Annotated in this window: 12 protein-coding genes; 10 read left to right on the top strand and 2 right to left on the bottom strand. The window is 53.1% G+C overall.

What is annotated here, in order from left to right; all coding sequences use genetic code 11:
• A partial coding sequence (locus tag IEX74_RS22810) for a sulfite exporter TauE/SafE family protein (protein ID WP_229755434.1) occupies window positions 1-575 on the bottom strand: 575 nt, incomplete at its 3' end.
• A 313-nt stretch (window positions 576-888) separates the two neighbouring features.
• On the opposite strand from IEX74_RS22810, the gene IEX74_RS22815 reads away from it, so the two are divergent.
• A complete protein-coding gene (locus IEX74_RS22815; protein ID WP_188816409.1) occupies window positions 889-1,749 on the top strand; it encodes an NAD(P)-dependent oxidoreductase in 861 nt (286 codons plus the stop codon).
• Between the two features lie 105 nt (window positions 1,750-1,854).
• Complete coding sequence (locus IEX74_RS22820; RefSeq protein WP_188816410.1) at window positions 1,855-1,992, top strand: DUF433 domain-containing protein; 138 nt, start codon at window positions 1,855-1,857, stop codon at window positions 1,990-1,992.
• Window positions 1,993-2,270: 278 nt separating this feature from the next.
• Here the strand turns inward: IEX74_RS22820 and IEX74_RS22825 are convergent, their stop codons facing one another.
• On the bottom strand, window positions 2,271-6,419 hold the full coding sequence (locus IEX74_RS22825) for a hybrid sensor histidine kinase/response regulator transcription factor (RefSeq protein WP_188816411.1): 4,149 nt from the start codon (window positions 6,417-6,419) through the stop codon (window positions 2,271-2,273).
• Between the two features lie 1,218 nt (window positions 6,420-7,637).
• Between IEX74_RS22825 and IEX74_RS22830 the strand changes: the two genes are divergently transcribed.
• From IEX74_RS22830 to IEX74_RS22865, 8 genes are all read left to right on the top strand, one after another.
• A complete protein-coding gene (locus tag IEX74_RS22830; RefSeq protein WP_229755435.1) occupies window positions 7,638-10,778 on the top strand; it encodes a SusC/RagA family TonB-linked outer membrane protein in 3,141 nt (1,046 codons plus the stop codon).
• A 164-nt stretch (window positions 10,779-10,942) separates the two neighbouring features.
• Complete coding sequence (locus IEX74_RS22835; RefSeq protein WP_229755436.1) at window positions 10,943-12,751, top strand: RagB/SusD family nutrient uptake outer membrane protein; 1,809 nt, start codon at window positions 10,943-10,945, stop codon at window positions 12,749-12,751.
• Between the two features lie 122 nt (window positions 12,752-12,873).
• Complete coding sequence (locus IEX74_RS22840) at window positions 12,874-13,044, top strand: hypothetical protein (protein ID WP_188816413.1); 171 nt, start codon at window positions 12,874-12,876, stop codon at window positions 13,042-13,044.
• 554 nt (window positions 13,045-13,598) lie between these two features.
• Window positions 13,599-14,243: a hypothetical protein gene (locus IEX74_RS22845; RefSeq protein ID WP_188816414.1), complete on the top strand. Its 645-nt coding sequence runs from the start codon at window positions 13,599-13,601 to the stop codon at window positions 14,241-14,243.
• An 84-nt stretch (window positions 14,244-14,327) separates the two neighbouring features.
• On the top strand, window positions 14,328-16,694 hold the full coding sequence (locus IEX74_RS22850; RefSeq protein WP_188816415.1) for a glycoside hydrolase family 127 protein: 2,367 nt from the start codon (window positions 14,328-14,330) through the stop codon (window positions 16,692-16,694).
• A 132-nt stretch (window positions 16,695-16,826) separates the two neighbouring features.
• Window positions 16,827-18,509 carry a glycoside hydrolase family 43 protein gene (locus IEX74_RS22855; protein ID WP_188816416.1) on the top strand — a complete coding sequence of 561 codons (1,683 nt, stop codon included), beginning with the start codon at window positions 16,827-16,829 and terminating at the stop codon, window positions 18,507-18,509.
• Window positions 18,510-18,619: 110 nt separating this feature from the next.
• Window positions 18,620-20,572 (top strand): alpha-L-arabinofuranosidase family protein, encoded by a 1,953-nt coding sequence (locus tag IEX74_RS22860; RefSeq protein WP_188816417.1) that lies wholly within the window; start codon window positions 18,620-18,622, stop codon window positions 20,570-20,572.
• 50 nt (window positions 20,573-20,622) lie between these two features.
• A partial coding sequence (locus IEX74_RS22865) for a glycoside hydrolase family 97 N-terminal domain-containing protein (protein ID WP_188816418.1) occupies window positions 20,623-20,997 on the top strand: 375 nt, incomplete at its 3' end.

Consider the following 20,997-nt stretch of genomic DNA (forward strand, 5'->3'; position numbering starts at 1 on the left):
GCCGCTCCTGCTCGTTCAGTCGCTCGTTGGCCATGCACCAGGTGCGCATTCAACTCGTCATTGACGAACATAATCGCCAATTCACCATCTAGTAGACCACCGCCGATGGCTTTTATAGTTATACTGGTAGGTGCGAGCTGTTCTGGGGTTTCGTTCAACGATTCGGCCGTTTCCGACGTCTGACCGGTGGGAGTTAGTTGGGGTTGAACAGCTTGGACGGTAGGCGCACGCAGCTGCGGACTCAGGTACGGAATACCTAGACCCAGCCCTCGCACAATGAACAGCACTGCCATAAGGGAAGCCACATACGGCACGGCCTGCCGCATGCGGGTCCGCCACAGCATCGGCACCAGCCGACCAGTCAGTGACAAACCAAACATCAACGGCAACGTGCCCAGGCCGAAGAGCATCATATAGCCCGCCGCTCCGCCCAAACCGGGTGCACTCAGCGCCCCCGCCAAGGCTAGGTACACGAGGCCGCAAGGCAGCAGCCCATTCAGCGCGCCGGTGAGATACAGCGCACCAGGCGACGCCTGCCGGAACAAATACGCCAGCACTTGCTTGAGCTGGGCCAATGGCTAATTGAGCCCAACCGCCGCCGCGGCCCGGCCCGTGTGGTGCTCCGGCACTACCACCAGCAGCAGAATCAGCAACCCCGACACGATCCAGGTTTTGCTGCCAACCCGCCAGCCGCAGCGTTTGGCTCACCAAGTCTGCCCCCGCGTCGAGCATTGTGTAAGTTGTGATGCGACCTAGGTTGTAGAGCAAACGACCTGCTAGGTAATTTGAATTGGTCGGCAAGCACGATTCCCGCCCCACCAGCCAACCAATTCCGACCTAGGTGGTATAGCATACCGCGTTCTTATCTACTTCACTCAACCCTTGCACATGAGCTCACAACCCCAACTAGGCTGGATTGGCCTCGGTACGATGGGTAATCCGATGTCGCGCCGACTGATCGAGGCGGGCTACCCGGTTGCCGTTTATAACCGCAGCAAAGACAAAGAAGAAGCCCTGCGCGCCGCCGGCGCCACCACCGCCGATTCGCTGGCCGCCGTGGTGCAGCAAGCCGCCGTGGTGTTCCTGATGGTATCCGACGACCAAGCCGTGCGCGACCTGTTCACCGGCCCCGACGGACTGCTAGCGGCCGAAGCGAGCGGCAAACTGCTCATTAATATGAGCACCGTTTCGCCCGGCATCAGCCAAGAAATGGCGACCCTCAGCCAACAGAAAGGCTACACCTACCTCGATGCGCCGGTTTCGGGCAGCGTGAAGCAGGCAGAAAGCGGCCAGCTAGTGATTATGGTAGGTGGCGACGAGCCGGCATTCCAACAGGCGCAACCGCTCTTTGAGCACCTAGGTAAGCTCGCGCTGCACCTAGGCCCGGTCGGCAACGGCAACCTCGCCAAACTCGCCATCAACACTTTGCTGGGTATTTACACGCAGGGCCTGGCCGAAACCTTCCTCTTTGCCCAGCAGCACGGCCTGAAACCCGAGGATATGCAGACGATCATCGGCAACGGCGCCATGAGCAACGTGTACGCCAAGATCAAGGGCGAAGCGATTATGGGCGACAACTTCCAGGCTGCTTTTGCCCTGAAGCACCTAGCCAAAGACCTGCGCCTGGCGAAAGCCGAAGGCCTGAACACGCCCCTGGGCGAGGTCGTCTATGAGACCTTCCAGCAGGCCGAGCCCGCCCTCGGCAACGAGGATGTTATTGCCATCATCAAGCACCTGCACCGCGACTGAGAACGGTCATTTCGACTAACGGGAGAAATCTCGCGTGTAACGGTAATCTCAATCGTCAGGGATTAGCGGGCGCACGCGAGATTTCTCCCGTTAGCTGAAAGGACGTTGAGACAAAATTTCTGTGCTTTCGGACAAAGCTCAGAGGAAATCATAGAGGACTTTCCCGAACTGACCAAAGAGCAGATTCAAGCCTGCTTGCTTTACGCCGCTGACCGGGAGCGGCACTTGCGCATTGCCGGATGAAGCTTCTACTAGACCAGAATATTTCTTACTACTCGAGCGGAAGGAAAGATCTAGCGTCGCCGCATGTTGAAGAGCGAATCACAAGCTCGTGCTACCTGATGTTCTACTTCTAGGTGGTCCAGCAAATGAGAGGAGGTCAACCTTATGCCTATACCGAATAGCAACCTAGTTTTGTCTCGCAAAATAATGCTTATGCCGACGGCAAGAACAATCTTATTCTCAGAGCGTGGAGAAGTCTGAACTGTAAAGCATGATTTAAAGCAAGTAGCATGTTAAGATTAAGTAGCTAGGTTTTGCTTTTTACTCTTTCTATAATCGGAAGGCAGTATGTTGAACTTGGCTTTGAAGGACTTAGTGAAGTAGTGAGGAGTAGCAAACCCAACTTGATAAGCAATTTCAGAAATCGTTAAGTCACTTTCTCGCAGCAGTACGGATGCTCGATCCAACTTAAAGGATCGTATAAACTCGACCGGAGGCATGCCTGTCAGCTCTAATATTTTGTTGTACATTGAACCTCGGCTCATGCCAAAATTCTCACTTAGCTCCTCCACCGAGAAGTTCGAGTTCGTGAGGTTCTTCTCGATATGCAGTACCACATTGTTGAGAAACCTCTCACTGCTTGATGCTATATCTACGTGGTTTAGTACCACCTTCAGTTGCTTGGTATACGTGGTTTTCAAAGACCGATTCAACTCGAGGAGGTTCCGGATTTTAGCGTTCAGAATCTCGAAGTTGAAAGGCTTGGTCAGATAATCATTAGCCCCGGATTCAAGGCCTTTTAGTTGCTCTTCCTCCCGCGTCAGGCCAGTTAATAAAATAATTGGGATGTGGCAGGTTCGCTTATCTGATTTTAGCTTACGGCTCAAGGCAACGCCATCCATGTAAGGCATAGTGATGTCGCTGACAATCAGATCGGGGTGGCACGCGAGGGCCTTATACCAGCCATCCTTACCGTTCAATACGTCCGTGACTTTATAATGGTCCTTTAAATTATCTTTCAAGTAGTACCGAAACTCGTCATCATCTTCCACAATTAGTAGATGCGGCAACTCACTGGTAACCCGGGTTTTAATAATATTCCCTGGCGGTTTTAGCCCCTGGCTAGGCTCCGATAGCTCTGGGCTCTCTATGCTATTGGGTAGGAGGGTAGAGGGTGCTAAGGGAAGTACCACGGTAAAGGTTGTGCCTTCACCTAGGTTGCTTTCAACGGAAATATGACCGCCGTGTAGCTGCACAAACTCCTTCGTGATGGAAAGGCCAATACCGCTACTTTGCCCTGTAGCGGAGGCCACTTGATGCCCCTGGAAGAAGCGTTGAAAGATGAGTTCTTGTTTATCTGGCGGAATGCCGACACCACTATCAGCGACCTGAATACGTATCGTGTTTCCCTGCGTGTCATCGTGGCCGTCCTGCACTGCTAACGCAACGCTGATTTTTCCACCTTCTGGGGTGAATTTGAAAGCATTTGAGAGAAGGTTAACCAGGATGCGCTCTACTTTGTCGTAGTCAAAGTGTACAAACAGCTTTTTAGAAGGCAAGAGCAACGATAAGTCAATCTTTTTGACCTCGGCTAGGTCCTGGAAAGAGTTGGTCACCTCTTGGACAAAAGCAGTAATCTCGCCTGCAGAAAGGTTCAGACTAAGCTCGTGTTCCTCCATTTTTCGGAAGTCCAATAATTGATTGACTAAGTGCAAAAGTCGCCGCGCATTGCGTCGGATCACTTGTAATTGCCCGGCACTGTGCGAATCCTGTTGCTGGGTCAGCAGCTTGTCAGTGGGAGCAAGAATCAAGGAAATAGGAGTACGAAACTCGTGGCTTAAATTGGTTAGAAACTTGATTTTCAATAAGTCTAGTTCGCGAATACGTTCTCTCTCTTTCTGTTCTTGCTGCTGCTCAAATTCTTCTTTTAGTTTTTTGATGCCCCGGTAGCGAATGTATAACAGGGAGAAGCCGAATAGGCCAATGTATAAAATGTACGCATAAACTGTTTTCCAAAAGGGAGGGCTAATTATAATTTTGATAGAAGTGCCAGCCGTGTTCCAAACACCGTCGTTGTTGCTGGCTTTTACAACGAATTTATACTCTCCCGGGTCTAGGTTTGTGTAATAAGCAGTGGTTATAGAGCCTACATAACTCCAATCTTTATCAAAGCCCTGTAATTGATAAGCATATTGATTTTTCTGCGGTAATGTATAGTTTAGTGCAGCATAAATAATTGAAAAATTTTGTTTATAATCTAGATGAATATCTTTAGCTACTGTTATTTGCTGTTGCAGAGGAGAGTTATCACCGGGTTCGATAATTTTGTTGTCTACTTTTAACTCTGTTAGCAGAACTAAAGGAGCGTTGCGATTGAATTTTATGTTTGAAGGATCAAAATAGTTTAAACCTTCAATATTTCCGAAAAAGAGGAGGCCATTGGATAATTTAATTCCCGCGCCACTCAAGAATGCATTGTTTAGAAGCCCATTTTCTTGAGAGTAATTAGTGAACTTTTTCTTCTCAGTATTCAGCTGGCTTATTCCTTGGTTGGTGCTCACCCATATGCTGCCATTATTGTCTTCTAGAACTTTGTGAATAACTCCGTTAGGTAGGCCTTCTTTACTAGAGAAAGAAAAAAATCTATTCTTATACGTGTCAAAAAGATACAAGGCATTTCCGCTTGTTCCAATCCACATATTACCACGGTGATCTTTCTGAATAGAGGCTATATTATCTAACGCTAACCCTGTTTGAGCTGACTTGTAAGCCGTAAATTGTCGAGTGGCAGGATGGTAAACGGCAATACCGCTCCCGACAGAGCCAATCCAAATATTACCATTAGAGTCTTCCTCAATGGCTCTGATGTAATTATTAATAGGAAACTGTTGATTCTTTGCGCCCCGAGGATCTGATATAAACCTAGTGACTTGGTTGGTTTCCAGGCTATATACATTTACCCCACCGCCATTTGTGCCAATCCATATATTCCCGTTGCTATCTTCTTTAAGACAAAAAATATGGTTGTCACTTAAATCCGATAGGCCTGAGCCTCGAAGGAACTGCTTGTAAGCGCCAGTTTGAGTATTATAGCAAAATAAGCCATGGTTATACGTTCCTATCCACAATTGCTTACGACGGTCTAGCACCATACTTAGGATAGGCAAGCCAGCTAAATCAATCCTTTCTTTGCTCTTGATAGGGATACGGCTAAATAATCCTGTCTTAAGGTGATATACACTGAGCCCACCCCCGTCTGTGCCTACGAATACGTCACCATTGGGGCTCTCCGCGAAGGAGGTTACCAGCGGAGCATTAAGTCCGAAAGGGTCCAGTTCGCTACCACGTTTGCCATCGAACAAGGTGAGATTTCGGTCAAATTTATTGATGCCGCTCTTATACGTTCCGACCCAATAAATGCCTTGTGGATCAATTAATATACTTTGTATAGATTTGCTATTTAAACTAAAATTATCTCTGCTGTTGTGCGCATACCGGGAAACTTTTCCCGATACTATATCCATAACGTTTAACCCGCCTTCGGTGCCAATCCAAATAGTGCTGTTTTTATCAGCTGCTATGGAATGAATGAAATTATTGCTGATTGTATGATGGTCTTCGTAATCAAACCTGAAGTTTCGAAAGCTGCTCTCATCTCCGCTAAGTTGGCTTAGACCGTTGCTTGTACCTAGCCATACCTGCCCGTTTTGGTCCTCGGCTATAGTACGCACTGTATCGCTTACTAAGCTGCGTACATCAGCTCGGCTATGCATGAATCTTTGGAATGAATGTGAATTTTTCTTTTGTACATACAATCCATGCTCAGTACCAATCCAGATTCTCTTTTTACGATCCTCGTAAACACATAAGGGGTTAGCTGCTTTTGAACTATTAGATGATAATTTAAATGAAATTTTACTAGTTCTAGATGTTTTAAGATCTAAAACATACACTCCTGTAATTGTTGCAAACCAGATATTGCCAAGATAATCACTGCACAAAGACTTTATGTATTTACTATCAAGCTGATCGTCCTGATTACTGAAGCGATAAGGAATAAAAGTATCCTTTAGTGGGTCGTAGGTATAAAGTGAGCTACCCATTGTTCCTGCCCACAAACGCCCCATTTTATCTTCATGCAGAGCATACACATTTACCTTATGAAAACCAATGTTCTTGGACGTGCCTAGGGAGTATAGTTTAAAGTTTCGGCCATCATATCTATTTAAACCTTCTTCTGTGGCAATCCAGAGTAAGCCTTTCTTATCTTTTAATATGGCGTTTACAGTATTGGAAGATAAACCATCTTTTGCGGTTAGAGTAGTGAACTTTATATCACCAGACTGAGCAGAAACAGGGCGCACCAATAACCCTAATCCTAGGTATAACAACAATATGAGTACCCAATCAGGAGCTGCGTAGCCGAAGCATTTTAATGTCTGGCTCATATCATATTACTTTTCTATCACTTACCGAATTACAAGTATCCGATACAAAGCTGTCTGGAGTAAAGAGGGGGTAATGGAGCAAGCCCATCTTCAATAGTGCGTTAGTTGTTACTCGCTGCCACCTGCAACATACAGTAACTAGCACAAGAGCCTCTACAAAGATAACATTCGCCTCATAGCAAGGAGAGCATCAGCAGAGCCGGGTTGTACCCCTGCCGGTCAGGCCTGTGCACAATATCGGAAACGATTGCGCTGCTGAAATTAACTGATCAGCTACGATAAGCATAGTATCTTGCTAAGTGGTAGTAAGAGGTAGAGCATGAATACAGGCAGGTCTTCATGCCTACAGGTACATCCAGTGCTATTGTCAACCTAGGTTAATAACGATATTCTATGAAGTAGCTCGTCTACTATTAGTGCAACTAAATGGGTGAACTTGTTGTCGGTCGTTCAAGGTATTGTATAGGCCCTTTATAGCAGCCTTTAACCACCTTCAGCTAACATGGTCCGTGTTCCTATAGGTAGCTAGGATACTAGCTGCTCCTAATCTTTCTACCCAGCCGAATGGCCACAATAGGACGCTGCTGAAGTAAGCGCTGCCGGCGTAGGATCTTGTATAATGTGTGTTTCTAACTAGACAAATTCGTGTTGCTGTTGCATAAAGTGGAAGACAATAAATGTGCAACTGAATAACACATTGGTTCACAAAGTGCCCTCATCTGCTTCAGAAGAGCGTTCTGTATTTGCCAAGCACTGCAAAATAATTGAACATATATTGTAAGAATATAAGCATATCTGCGCTAGCAGAGCGAATACCTTTGGATTACTACATAAGTGGTTTTGAGGCAGAATATCTCTGAAGCGCTTAGGCTAATCCATTCCTTGTAAGAGAGTAGTAGCTCCTAGGTCATCTGATACGAGAATTTGCATTGCTCATCTGCAAGAGCTCTCTTACTTGTAATATAAAGAGCTAGGTTAGCAGAAGTGTGCTCTTAACTGCAAATTGGTTTTGTCCTACTTATAGGTCATAAATAAAGGTGCGTGTCATTCAATAAGTTGACTGCTCCCACAATTTAAGTTCTGCGGTTACATGAGTTGCCTTTCCTAACCTATGTAGCCACAATCGTTTGCACAATCGATTGCGAGTAAGATAGCTCAACTCCCTAGATGGTAATTAGCTTCTATAAACCCTTTCTTCCAACAATTTCCCACCTGCATATGAAAGCACCTCTATTTGCTACGATGCTACGCTTCGGGCAACCAGTAGCGCGCGGGGCAGTAGTCCTGTCCTTACTTGGTCTCACGCCCACGCTGGTAATGGCGCAAGCCGCACAAACAGTCTCGGGCCGGGTCGTCAGCGCCGAAAGCGGCGAAGGTCTGCCCGGCGTTACTGTTCTACAAAAAGGTACCACCAACGGGGTGTCAACCAATGGTGACGGAGGATTTACGTTGTCGGTCCCTACGGGGAGCACGCTGGTATTTAGCGCTATCGGTTTCGTAAGCCAAGAGACAACCGTTTCCGGGGCTACCGTGAACATCAGGCTGGCTACCAACACCAAGGCGCTAGACGAGGTAGTGGTCGTAGGCTACGGCGTGCAGCGAGCAGAAGCGGTAACTGGTTCAGTTGCTTCTATTAATGGAGATGTCCTGCGCGAGGTGCCTGCGGCCAACATATCGCAGGCTCTGCAAGGCCGGTTGCCTGGTGTACAGTTTTCGCAAAACTCCTCCCAGCCGGGCGCTGCCACGCAAATTCGGATCCGTGGGGTACGGTCACTCACTGCCAGTAATGATCCGCTGATCGTACTGGATGGCATTCCTTTTCCGGGTTCTATCGGCGACATCAACCCCAACGACATTCAGAGTGTTGATGTTCTGAAAGATGCCTCGGCCACAGCTATTTACGGGTCGCGCGGAGCGAACGGCGTTGTTTTGGTAACCACCAAAGGCGGGAAAGTAGGGCAGAAACCGCAAATAACGTATGATGGGTTCGTTGGCGCGAAAACACTCTTCTCCAAATACCCCATGATGAATGGGCCCGAATTTGTTGAGCTTCGCAAAGCAGCGCGCCAGTACATTGACTCCAACGGCGTTCCGCTGTTCGGTCCGGATGAGGCGGCTGACGTGAATACCGATTGGCAGGATAAACTCTACCGAACGGGTATACAAGTAAACCAGAACATCGGGGTTTCCGGCGGCACGCAGAACGGGCGTTATAATTTCAACGCGGGGTATTACCAGGAGGAAGGTGTTATTCCAACTCAGCAATACACCCGTTATTCTGTGCGCGGAACGCTTGACCAAGGCGTTGGCAAGTACGTCCGTTTGGGCTTTACGGCGAACAACAGCTATAGCTTATCCGAAGGCTCCAACGTAGGTATATATGGCACTTTAAACTCGACCCCAATTGCTAATCCTTACAACGCTGATGGCTCTTTGAAAAGAGTTATCAGGATGTATCAGGATAATCAGTGGGTGTACAACAAAGATATTGTAGAGGCTAATAAGGATAAATGGTTAAGCCAAACAAGAAGCTTTGCCAGCTACAACTCCATCTTCGGAGAGTTTAAGATTCCGGGAGTAGAAGGATTGAAGTATCGCCTCAATCTGGGCGTAAACTATCGACAGAGCCAGGGTGGTTCTTACACCGGGCGGGGCATCGGCTCCGACAATCCGGATAACCTTTCTACTGGCTCGGTCAGCAACTCCGTTACGACCGATTACACCGTTGAAAACATCCTGTCGTACGACCGCACTTTTGCCGGGAAGCATAACATAAATGCAATAGCTCTGTATTCGGCTTCTAACAATGTGTTCAACCGGTCGCAGATTAATGCCCGGGACATTCCTTCCGACGCCTTCCAGTTCTACAACCTAGGACTGGCCGCCGGCGAAATCACCGTACCCACTCAGAATAACGAACAACAGTACCAAAAATATGGTCTGTTGTCTTACATGGGCCGCGTGATGTACTCCTACGACGACCGGTATCTGCTGTCAGCTACGGTTCGTTCAGACGGCTCCTCGCGCCTTGCACCAGGTTATCAATGGAATACCTACCCCGCTGTGTCGGTAGGCTGGAACGTAGCCAAAGAATCGTTCATGCAGGATGTTTCGGCCGTGAACATGCTGAAGTTCCGGGCTGGCTACGGTATCACGTCAAACCAATCTGTTAACCCGTATGCTACCTTGGGCCTGTTGTCAACCCGGCCCTACAATTTTGGCCCCACTGGCTACCAGACCGGCCTGTATGTAAGCCAGCTGCCTAACCCGAAATTGGGTTGGGAATACTCGAAAACCTGGAACTACGGGGTAGATTTTGCGCTCCTGAATAACCGTCTTTCCGGTACGGTTGAATACTACGTTACCAAAACTGAAAACCTGCTGCTCAGCGTAGGCTTGCCAGCCACTTCGGGCGTAGGGAGCTACACTGCCAACGTTGGCGCTACCCAGAACAAAGGCATTGAGCTTTCGTTGAACGGGGTAATCCTGGACAACCTCAACGGCTGGACGTGGGAAGCGGGCGTTAACGCGTACGCCAACCGCAACAAGATTACGGCGCTTGCTGGGAACCAGCCCAGGGATGAAAATAACTGGTGGTTCGTTGGAAAACCGATCAACGTAGTTTTTGACTATGAGAAAATTGGGCTCTGGCAGCAAGACGACCCGTACAGAAATATTCTTGAACCAAGTCCCGCTGACCCTGATGCCACACTTGGCATGATCAAGGTGAAATACACCGGCGACTACAATGCAGATGGCACCCCGACCCGCGCCATCGGCGCAGCCGACCGTCAAATTCTGGATACTAACCCCAAATTCCAAGGCGGGTTCAATACCCGGGTAGCGTATAAGGGTTTTGATTTAAGCCTAGTAGGCATCTTCCAAAGCGGTGGCCTGCTCAACAGCACCATCTACGGCTCAGGCGGTTACCTCAACATGCTGTCTGGTCGTCGCGGGAACGTGAAGGTGGATTACTGGACTCCTACTAACACGGATGCCAAATACCCTAATCCGGCGGCTCTGCGCAGCGGCGACAATCCGAAGTATGGCAGCACGCTTGGGTACTTCGATGCTTCCTATCTGAAAATACGCACCATTACACTCGGTTATAACCTCGATAATATCACCTGGTTGAAAAATAAGGGCGTGAGCAGAATGCGTCTTTACGCGACGGCCCAGAACCCATTTGTGTTCTTCTCGCCTTACAAGAGAGAGTCGGGCATGGATCCGGAAACCAACTCACGCGGCAATGAGAATGCGGCCGTAGCATATGGCGCCAACCTCAGCCGCATCCTGACGCTGGGAACTAATGCCCCAGCCACCCGCACTTATCTCGCAGGCCTCACCCTTACCTTCTAAGGAAATCAGACATGAAACGTTTTAATAAAACATTTTTAATTGGGGCGGCGGTAATCTCGATGGCCGCGCCTGGATGCACAGACTTGCTGGAGGAACAGCCCAGAAGCATTTACGAGCCGGGCTTTTTTCAAACCGAAAGAGGCGTTAGCGGAGGATTGACATCCATGTATGCTCACCTACGCTACATCTACGGAGAGGCTTACTATTATAACACCACCGAAACCGGGACGGATGAAGTAACCTACGGCCAAAGTGCCGACGAGAACTTCCTGGCCGCGGACCTCTCGGGAAGAGCGGCGCTTAACGCCAACAACAGCCGCGCCGATAGAGTGTGGTCTGCGGCGTTCCCCAACATCAATACGGCTAGTGGTATTATTAAAAATGCTTCTGCCGTGGGTACCGTTTCGCCGGCCTTAGTTGCTGAAGCACGGTTCTTCCGAGCCTTCGACTACTTCTTGTTGGTCCAAACCTTTGGGGGCGTGCCGCTGGATTTGGGGGCTGGAGAACTGCAGTTCAACACCAACCCGATCAGAACCTCTACCCGCAACACGGTACCCGAGGTTTATACAAAAGCCGTTTTCCCGGATCTGCTAACCGCAATCAATGATTTGCCGGCGACTCCGCGCGTTATCGGTGGTGTCACCAAAACGCTGGCCCGCTTGTATCTGTCAAAAGCCTACCTGACCTATGCTTGGTGGCTTGAAAACCCTAATAACATTCCGACCTATCCAGCATCTCAACGCACAGATCCGGACGGACATGACGCCAAATGGTATTATCAAAAGGCGTATGACATAGCAGCTGATGGCATTGACAACCCGGGAGACTACCGCTTGCAGCCCACGTACTACGATGTGAACGTGGGCACGAATGACCGCAACGCGGAAACAATGTTGTACGCTGACCATACCGAATCCAGCCAGTTATATAACGGAGGTGACTTGGCCTTTGGTAGCGGTGGTGCCCCTGACAACTTCGCTGGCTGGATGCTGACTTGGAACTACACCGCCATCCGGACCACGGGAACCTACCCAAACAAGCCAAATGCTGCTTTTTCTTCTGTGCAACGAGAAGCCGTGCAGGCGTTAGGCCGTCCTTGGGTACGTATGGCTCCTACCATCGGTGCCATCACCACCACCTTTGCCGACAAAACCAACGACTCGCGCTACGACGGCACCTTTACCACCGTATACCGGGGTAACTGGCCTAAAGCGGGGGGTGAGCTGCCAACAACTGCTCTTAACGCTAGCAATTTGCCAGTGAACCCGGGTGATGCCATCCTGACGTTCCTGAACACAGAACCGGCTACTGCCATTACCTATCCTAGCGGAGCAGGCGCAAGTGGCGTAGGCGGAGGCGTGCTGCCCGGCAGAGCGGACTGGGTAATTGGGCCGAATGGTATCAGCCGAATTGCGTATCCCGGTCTGTGGAAGCTAGGTCCGTACCGTACGGACAGTGGTACGGGCTTAGGCTCGCCCAATGCTGGCAGCACGCGCCCATATTACATCGCCAAATTCTCTGAGCTATACTTTATAGCGGCGGAAGCAGCGGTGAAAGGAGCAACTACCAAAGGAGGCAAAAGCGCACGGGAACTGATTAACGTTATCCGGGCCCGGGCCGGCAAGTGGCGTTTCGACAATAATGGCAACGTAACCAAGGTGCAGGATAACAGCGCGGCTATGGTTGCGGCCACTCCGGCTACGATAGATATCAACTACATCTTGGCAGAACGTTCGCGCGAATACTATGGTGAAGGTTACCGCTGGTATGATCTGGTGCGCACCCAAAAGTGGAATGAGTTGGCTGGAACCTACCGTATTGGCGGCAACAACTTCGGCGACCATACGCCTGCTACCGTAACGCGTACCATTCAGCCGTATCATTACCTGCGTCCCATTCCGCAGAGTCAGCTTGATGCAATGGATGTACCAGCAGATGTAAAAGCTGCTTATCAAAACCCAGGATATCAATAGTCTGATGAAGCAGGAGTAAAAAGCTTGGCTGCTCGTATTAAGTAGTCAAGCTTTTTACTCCTTTTCCTTGTCGACGGCTTGCTGCGTGATGCTCGCAAGTACAGCATGAAGCTGGTGCTCGTGTGGTTTGGCACCTGAAAGTACAGCATGTCGTGCTACGCCCCAGCTTGGGTGAAAACCGATCTGAAACGCGTTTCCCGCGGGTGGAAAACAAGCAGGGCATACGACAGGAAATCATGATGCCCTTCGAGCCGCGCAACCTAGCAACGCTGATGTACGCCTGCCGCGCCTGATAAGTAGCGGTATGGTGTTGCAGCGTGACGCCAACCTAGGTATTCTGGGGCGGGGGAGAAGGTAGCCCTTGCGTTTAACGGCAGAACCTAGCGCGCTACCACCCGTGCCGATGACAAGTGGCGCTATCAGCCTGCCTGCCCAGAAAGCAACCGGGACAAAGCCTCTGAAGATGATCAATTGACGCTGGGAGACCTGCGCAACTCTGCCCTCCCAACGGCGAGCCAGCAGTTGGAGAACATCATCAACAGCATATACAAATTGTAATAACCGACCTGGCTGGCCTTTTTTGGATGTGGGAACCCGTTGTAAGGCCGGCCGGGAAGGTTTTATCACTTGTTACAGGACCATCTGAAATCTTTTCATCAATTTCATGGGTAGCATTAGCCTCCAAGGATGCAACTACCAGCCCAAGCCTGCTTTCCAAGCAGTAGTGCAGACCGGGTCGCCCAGGACTTGCAAGCCGATATTCACCGCGTAACCAGCGTGACGCTCACGCTGACGACCGACAAAGCCACATCGGCTATGCCTACGGCAACAACCACGGGTAGACAAAATGTCGGACGTAGTGACCTTGCCCCCGGATAAGATCACAGAACTTGTAGAGTACAGGACGTGGGTCGCAAACTACGGTGATCAGTTTGTCTCGATTGATGCCGAGCACTACACTCAGGCCATCAACGCTGGTTCCGTCACCTGGCAGCGCCTGCCCGACCTAGGTCGCACGGCGGGCGCCGTGACGACGTTCCCGGTTACGGCTGCGCCAACCGAGAGACCGGGCGGCACGAGTCCGCACCTGGAACACCGCATCACGCTACCGCAGGCCGGCCCCGTAATGGTGCAGGCCTACCAGGCTCCGACGCTGAACTTCACCAACGGCCAAGGGCTGCGCTACGCCGTGTCGATTGACGACGAAGCCCCGCAACTCATCAATCTGCATACCGGCATGACCGCCGATAACGGCAACCGCCCCTGGGAAAAGGCCGTGGCCGAGAACATCATCCTGAAAACCTCGCAGCACACGCTCAGCAAACCCGGCGAGCATGTGCTCAAGTTTTGGCGCGTTGATCCGGCCGTGGTGCTGGAGAAACTGGTAGTCGACCAGGGCGGCCTGAAACCGAGCTACCTAGGTCCGCCGGAAAATGCGACGGGTGGTAAGTCGAAGTTAGCTGAGGCGAAAAACAGTCTGGGCCAGCGTTAACGCTGCCTACATCGTTTCGCTGACGGATAGTAGCTACTTTTCGGAACAAAGTCGTTAGGTCGAAGAACCAGAATATGAATGATTATGAAGCGTAAATTTCTGCTCCTTTCTACCTGCCTGCTGCCTCTTCTAGGTCGTAGTCAGACAACGGCTTTACAGAGCTTTTCAATATCGGCGGTGCGCCTGCTGGATAGCCCCTTTCGGGAGGCCCAGCAGACGGACCTAGACTACATGCTGGCACTTAACCCCGACCGGCTACTGGCGCCCTACCTAGCTGCTGCGGGCTTGCCGCCCAAGGCCGAAAACTACGGCAACTGGGAAAACACAGGCCTGGATGGCCACATGGGTGGGCACTATCTCTCGGCCCTGGCTTATATGTACTCCGCAACTGGAAACAAGCAAGTACACCAGCGGCTCACGTACTTTATTGACCAACTGGAAATCTGCCAGCAGAAAAGCGGCAACGGGTACCTAGGTGGCGTGCCGGGTGGCCCTGCCATGTGGGAGCAGGTGAAAGCCGGCAACATCAAGGCCAACAGCTTCGGGCTGAATCAAAAGTGGGTGCCCCTCTACAACCTGCACAAAACCTACGCAGGCCTCCGCGATGCCTACGTGGTGGCCGGCAACGCGAAAGCCCGCGACATGCTGCTTAAGGTGACAGATTGGTTCTTGGACCTGACGGCCAACCTCACCGATGCGCAGCTGCAAGAAATGATGCGCAGTGAGCACGGCGGCCTAAACGAGATATTTGCCGATGTGTCTAGCATCACCGGCGAACGGAAGTACCTGACGCTGGCTCAACGCTTCTCGCACCGGGCGGTGCTGGAGCCCCTGCTAGCTGGCCAGGACGTGCTAAACGGCATGCATGCCAATACCCAAATTCCGAAGGTGATTGGTTTTGAGCGGATAGCGGAAGCCGGCGGCGACCCAGCCTGGGGCGGAGCGGCGGCTTTTTTCTGGAAAACGGTGGTGGAAAACCGGACAGTTTCCATCGGAGGCAATAGCGTGAGCGAGCACTTCAACCCGGCCACTAGCTTTACCTCCATGCTGGAAAGCACAGAAGGGCCGGAGACGTGCAACACGTACAACATGCTTAAGCTGAGCAAGGAACTATACCTGACCAGCGGCTCGACCAAGTACCTGGATTACTACGAGCGAGCGACTTACAACCACATTCTCTCCTCGCAGCACCCAGGGCAGGGCGGCTTTGTGTATTTCACCCCCATGCGTCCCCGGCACTACCGCGTGTACTCGCAGCCACAGGAAGGCTTCTGGTGCTGCGTGGGCTCGGGTCTGGAAAACCACGGCAAATACGGCGAGCTAGTATACGCACACCGTGGGCAGCAGGAAATGGTGGTGAACCTGTTCATTCCCTCCACGCTCACCTGGGCCGAGCAAGGCCTCACCCTAACCCAGCAGACGACCTTCCCCATGGAGGAGCGCACGCAGCTGAAACTGAGTCTGAAAAAGCCCCGCACTTTTGCCCTCAGCATTCGGCAGCCGCGCTGGGTGCCCGCGGGTCAGTTACTGGTGCAAGTCAACGGCCAGCCAGTGGCTACCAGAGCTACTTCGCCGGGCTACGTCACGCTGAACCGCAAGTGGCGCTCGGGCGACGTAGTAACCGTGGCACTGCCCATGACCACCACGGCTGAATACCTACCGGATCATTCTTCCTGGGTGTCGTTTGTGCACGGCCCAGTGGTACTGGCGGCCGTCACCGATACCACTGATTTGACGGGGTTGCGGGCCAACGGCGCCCGCATGGCCCATGTTCCCAATGGCCGGCTCTATCCAATTGAAGAAGCCCCCGTGCTCGTGTCGACCAATCCGAACGTGGCTGAGGGTATCAAGCCCGTAGCAGGCCAGCCGCTCACCTTCACGGCCGCTAGCCTGATCGACTCCGACAAGTATCGCAACGTGCAGCTGGTGCCGTTCTATCAGATTCACGACGCACGTTACATGGTGTACTGGCCCGTGACGACGCCAGCCGGTTTGGTAGCCCGCAAGGAAGAACTACGGCGCAAAGACGAAGAAAAGCGGGCGCTCGAAGCCCGAACCATAGACCAGGTAACTCCCGGCGAACAGCAGCCGGAGTCGGACCACGGCTTCCAAGGCGAGCAAACCGAAACGGGTACCTTCCGCAACCGGCACTGGCGGCACGCTACCGGTTGGTTTAGCTACAACCTGCGCAACTCCAAGCGGGCTGCCCGCACGCTGCGGGTAACATACGCGAGCGGCGACAAGAACCGGCAGTTCAGCATTTTGGTGAATGGGCTGCCACTGGCGAAAGTACGGCTGGAGGGCAATCCGCAGGGCGACTTCTACAACGTGGAGTATGCGCTACCCGAAGCACTTCGCAAACCTACTGCGCCAACAGAGCTAACCGTGAAGTTCATAGCGGAAGCATCCTCTACGGCAAGTAGCGTGTACGACGTGCGCCTGCTACAATAGCTTAGCGACCCTACGTCGCCACCTGCCTAAGCCGTGTTGCGGTTGGAGGCAACCCAGTGCGGGCACTTGCAAGCCTAGCAGCTAAGCACAAACTTTACCTACACCATCAAAAAGCACATTCATCTTAGTAAAATGAGAATCAAGCGTCTGAGAGTATTGACAGCTGCTGTAGCGTCCTTGCTGCTGCCTACTGCTGGGCTATTTGCACAAGGGGTCGAGTTAGTCAATCCTATTCTCACCGGCTTTTATCCCGACCCTAGCATTGTAAAGGTGGGGCCGGATTACTACCTGGTAAATTCCACCTTTTCCTACTTTCCCGGCATCCCCGTGATGCACAGCCGAGACCTCAAGAACTGGAAGCAGGTGGGCAACGTCATCAGCCGACCTTCGCAGATGAACTTTCTGGGCGACCGGATGACGCGCGGCTTATTCGCCCCCGCCATTGAGTATCACAACGGCACCTACTACGTCACCTGCACGCTCATCGACCACAAGGGTAATTTCGTGGTGACGGCCAAAAACCCCGCCGGCCCGTGGAGCGACCCGACTTTCTTGCCCGAGGTGCGCGGCATCGACCCCTCGCTGTACTTTGAAGGCAACAAGGCTTATGTCATCTACAACAGCGACCCGCCCGGCACCCCATTGTACGACGGGCACCGCTCCATCAAGATCATCGAGCTGAACCCGCAGACGCTGCAAACCGTGGGCGAAGCTAAAATTGTAGTGAACGGGGGAGTAGACCTAAGCAAAAAGCCGGTCTGGATTGAGGGCCCGCACCTGATGAAGCGGGGCGACTGGTACTACCTCTACGCGGCCGAGGGTGGCACGTCGGTGAACCACACGGAGGTGGTCTTCCGCAGCAAGGCACCCCTAGGTCCGTTTGTGCCCTACGAGAAGAACCCCATTCTTTCACAACGCGAACTGCCGAAGGACCGTAAAGACCCCATCACCTCGGCCGGCCACGCGCAATTTGTGGAAGGCCCGGATGGCAAGACCTACGCCATTTTCCTGGCCGTGCGGCCTTACGAGGGCAATTTCTACAACACCGGCCGCGAGACGTTTATCGTGCCCGTGGAGTGGAAAGATGATTGGCCTGTAACGGTGCCTGGCCCTAACGGCGTGCAATACGCCTACAAAGCCAACTTTCCCGAAGTGAAGCAGCCCGGCGCCCTGCCGCAGAGCGGCAACTTCGGCTACACTATCACCTTTGAGAAGGAACTCGACCCGGCCTTGCTATTTCTGCGCACGGTCGATAGCACCAACTACTCGTTGAGCAAAGCCAAAGGGCTCACCCTAAAGCTGAAGCCCGAGACGGTGGCCGAAACTAGCAACCCGGCCTTCATCGGCAAGCGCCAGCAGCACCTGTACGGCACCGCCGAAACGGAGCTGACGTTCGCCCCGAAAGCGGCCAATGAGAAGGCAGGTTTGGTCATCTTCCAAGACGAGAAGCACTTCTATTACCTCTGCAAGTCGGTGGACAATGGCAAGCCGCTGCTGCAGCTATTCAAAAGCACCGCCGATGCCAAGCAGCCAGAACTGCTGGCGCAGGCGCCGCTCAAGTCGGCCGCGGGTAGCGTGCAGCTGCGCATTCAGGCGCAGGGCGATGCGTACAACTTCGGCTTCTCGGAGAATGGCAAGACGTGGACGGTGCTCAAAGACAAGGTCGATGGCAAGTTCCTGAGCACGCAGGTAGCGGGCGGCTTCATTGGCTGCTTGTTCGGCATGTACGCTACGTCCTCGGGCCAGCCTACTACTAACACGGCCGCTTTCAAATGGCTCAAGTACGAGGGCAACGACCCCATGTATAAGAAGTAGGACCCTAGCCGCTCGCGGCTAGGCGCACCCGTTTTTCGCCTTTTCCTACCCTATGTGCTGCTTTATATCCCGCCGGCTACGGCGGGGGATAAAGCACTCCTTCGTCAGCTATGAAAAAGCTTACACGCCTACTGGCCCTAGCGGCGACTGTGGCCCTGGCAACCCCCGTGGTAGCCCAAACTGCGGCCACTGGCAAGCCTATCAGCTCCGATTTGTTCGGTATTTTCTTTGAGGATATCAACTACGCGGCCGATGGGGGACTCTACGCCGAGCTGGTGCAAAACCGCTCCTTTGAGTACGCTCCTGGCGACCATGACGGCTGGAACCCGCTCACTAGCTGGGAGTTTCTGCGGGAAGGCTTCGCCACGGGCAGCTTGTCGGTAGAAAGCGCGGCGCCTTTGCATGCCAACAATCCGCACTACGTGCAGCTGCGGGTAGAAACGCCGTTTCAGAAGGGAGCAGGGCTCCGAAACGTGGGGTTCGATGGCATTCCGCTGAAGGCGGGGGAGAAGTACGACTTTTCGATGTGGACACGCCTGAAATCATCGGCGGCCGTGCCGCTGCTGGTGCAGTTGCGCGACCCGAAGGGCACGGTGCTGGCCGAAGCCACCTTGTCGGCCCAGGCCGGCGAGTGGCAGCAGCTTCGCGCTACGCTGGCCCCCAACACCGCGGAGGCAGCGGCTAGCCTGGTAGTGCTAGCTACTGGCAAGGGGGTAGTGGACCTAGACATGCTGTCGTTGTTTCCGCAGAAGACGTTTCGCAACCGCCCCAACGGCTTGCGCGCCGATTTGGCGCAGACCATTGCCGACCTCCACCCGAAGTTCATCCGGTTTCCGGGCGGCTGCCTGGCCCACGGCGATGGCCTCGACAACCTCTACGACTGGAAGAAAACCGTGGGCCCCGTGGAGCAGCGGAAGGGCCAGCGCAACATCTGGAATTACCACCAAACGGCTGGCCTCGGGTACTTCGAGTACTTCCAGTTCTGCGAAGATATCGGGGCCAAGCCACTGCCGGTGGTGGCCGCGGGCGTGAGCTGCCAGAACTCGGGCGGTACTTGGCGGATTGGAAGCACCGGCCAGCAGTGCCTGCCCATAGCCGACATGCAGGCCTACACCCAGGATGTGCTGGACCTAATAGAATACGCCAATGGCCCGGTCAGTTCGAACTGGGGCGCCAAGCGGGCCGCCGCGGGTCACCCTAAGCCGTTTGAGCTCACCTACATCGGCATCGGCAACGAAGACAAGCAGACGCCTGAGTTTCGGGAGCGGTTCAAGCTGCTCTACGACGCTATGCGCCGCCAGCACCCCGAAATTACCATCATTGGCACCGTCGGGCCCGGCCCGAAAGGGGAGGACTACGACCTAGGTTGGGCCTTCGCCAACCAGCTGAACGTGCCAATAGTAGACGAGCACTACTACGAAACGCCCCGGTGGTTTATGACCAACAATCAGCGCTATGACCGCTACGACCGGAGCAAGGCCAAGGTGTACGTGGGCGAATACGCCTCCTGGGGCAACACCCTGTACCACGCCCTAGCCGAGGCCGCCTATATGACGTCGTTGGAGCGCAACGGTGACGTGGTCCAGCTAGCCTCCTACGCCCCACTGCTGGCCAAGGAAGGCCACACTCAGTGGAAAACCGACCTCATTTACTTTACCAACACCACCGTAGCGCCCTCGGTCAACTACTACGTGCAGCAGCTTTTCGGCCAAAATCAGGGCAACACCTATCACGCCGGTGTGGTAACGCTACCCCCCACTGCCACCGCAGATACCACCGTGGCGGCCTCCTGCGTGCGCGACGCCAAGTCCGGCGACATCATCCTGAAGCTGGTGAATACGGTGGCAAGCCCCCAGCGCTTTACTGTTGATTTGACGCGCTTTGCCGGGCTGAAAACCGCCGCCACCCAGACGGTTTTCGCGGGCCCCAAGGATGCCACCAATTCCTTCGCTAGCCCCCAAACTGTCATGCCGAAGGCCACCGCCTACAAGGCCGCCAAGCGCTTCACCTATACTGCCGCGCCGTATTCGCTCACCGTGATTCGAGTGCGGGGCAGGGAGTAGGACCAGTGCGCCGCTAGCCTGTTGCCTATTTTTTTAATTACTTGATTATCATGCGTTTATCTTTCTTTTTTGGCGCGTTTATGTTTGCTGCCGTCGCTGCCCAGGCCGCTCCTCCTATCAGGATCAACAGTCCCAACGGGGCCGTGCAAGTGACCGTAGACGTAACGGCCCAGGGCCAACCCACCTACGCCGTGCGCTACCGCCAAGCCGAGCTGCTGCGGCCCTCGCACCTAGGTCTGCACCTGGCTAGCGCCGACCTCACGCAGGGCCTCAAGCTAGCCAAAGCCGACAAGCAAACCACTGTGGCCGACGACTACCAGCTAGCCACCGACAAGCGCACGAACTGCCGCTACCGGGCCAATCGGCGCGTGCTCCATTTTGCGGGAGCGGCCGGGGCGCCGCAGCTCAGCGTGGTGTTTCAGGTG

The sequence above is a fragment of the Hymenobacter cavernae genome (assembly GCF_014641455.1).
Classification (GTDB): domain Bacteria; phylum Bacteroidota; class Bacteroidia; order Cytophagales; family Hymenobacteraceae; genus Hymenobacter; species Hymenobacter cavernae.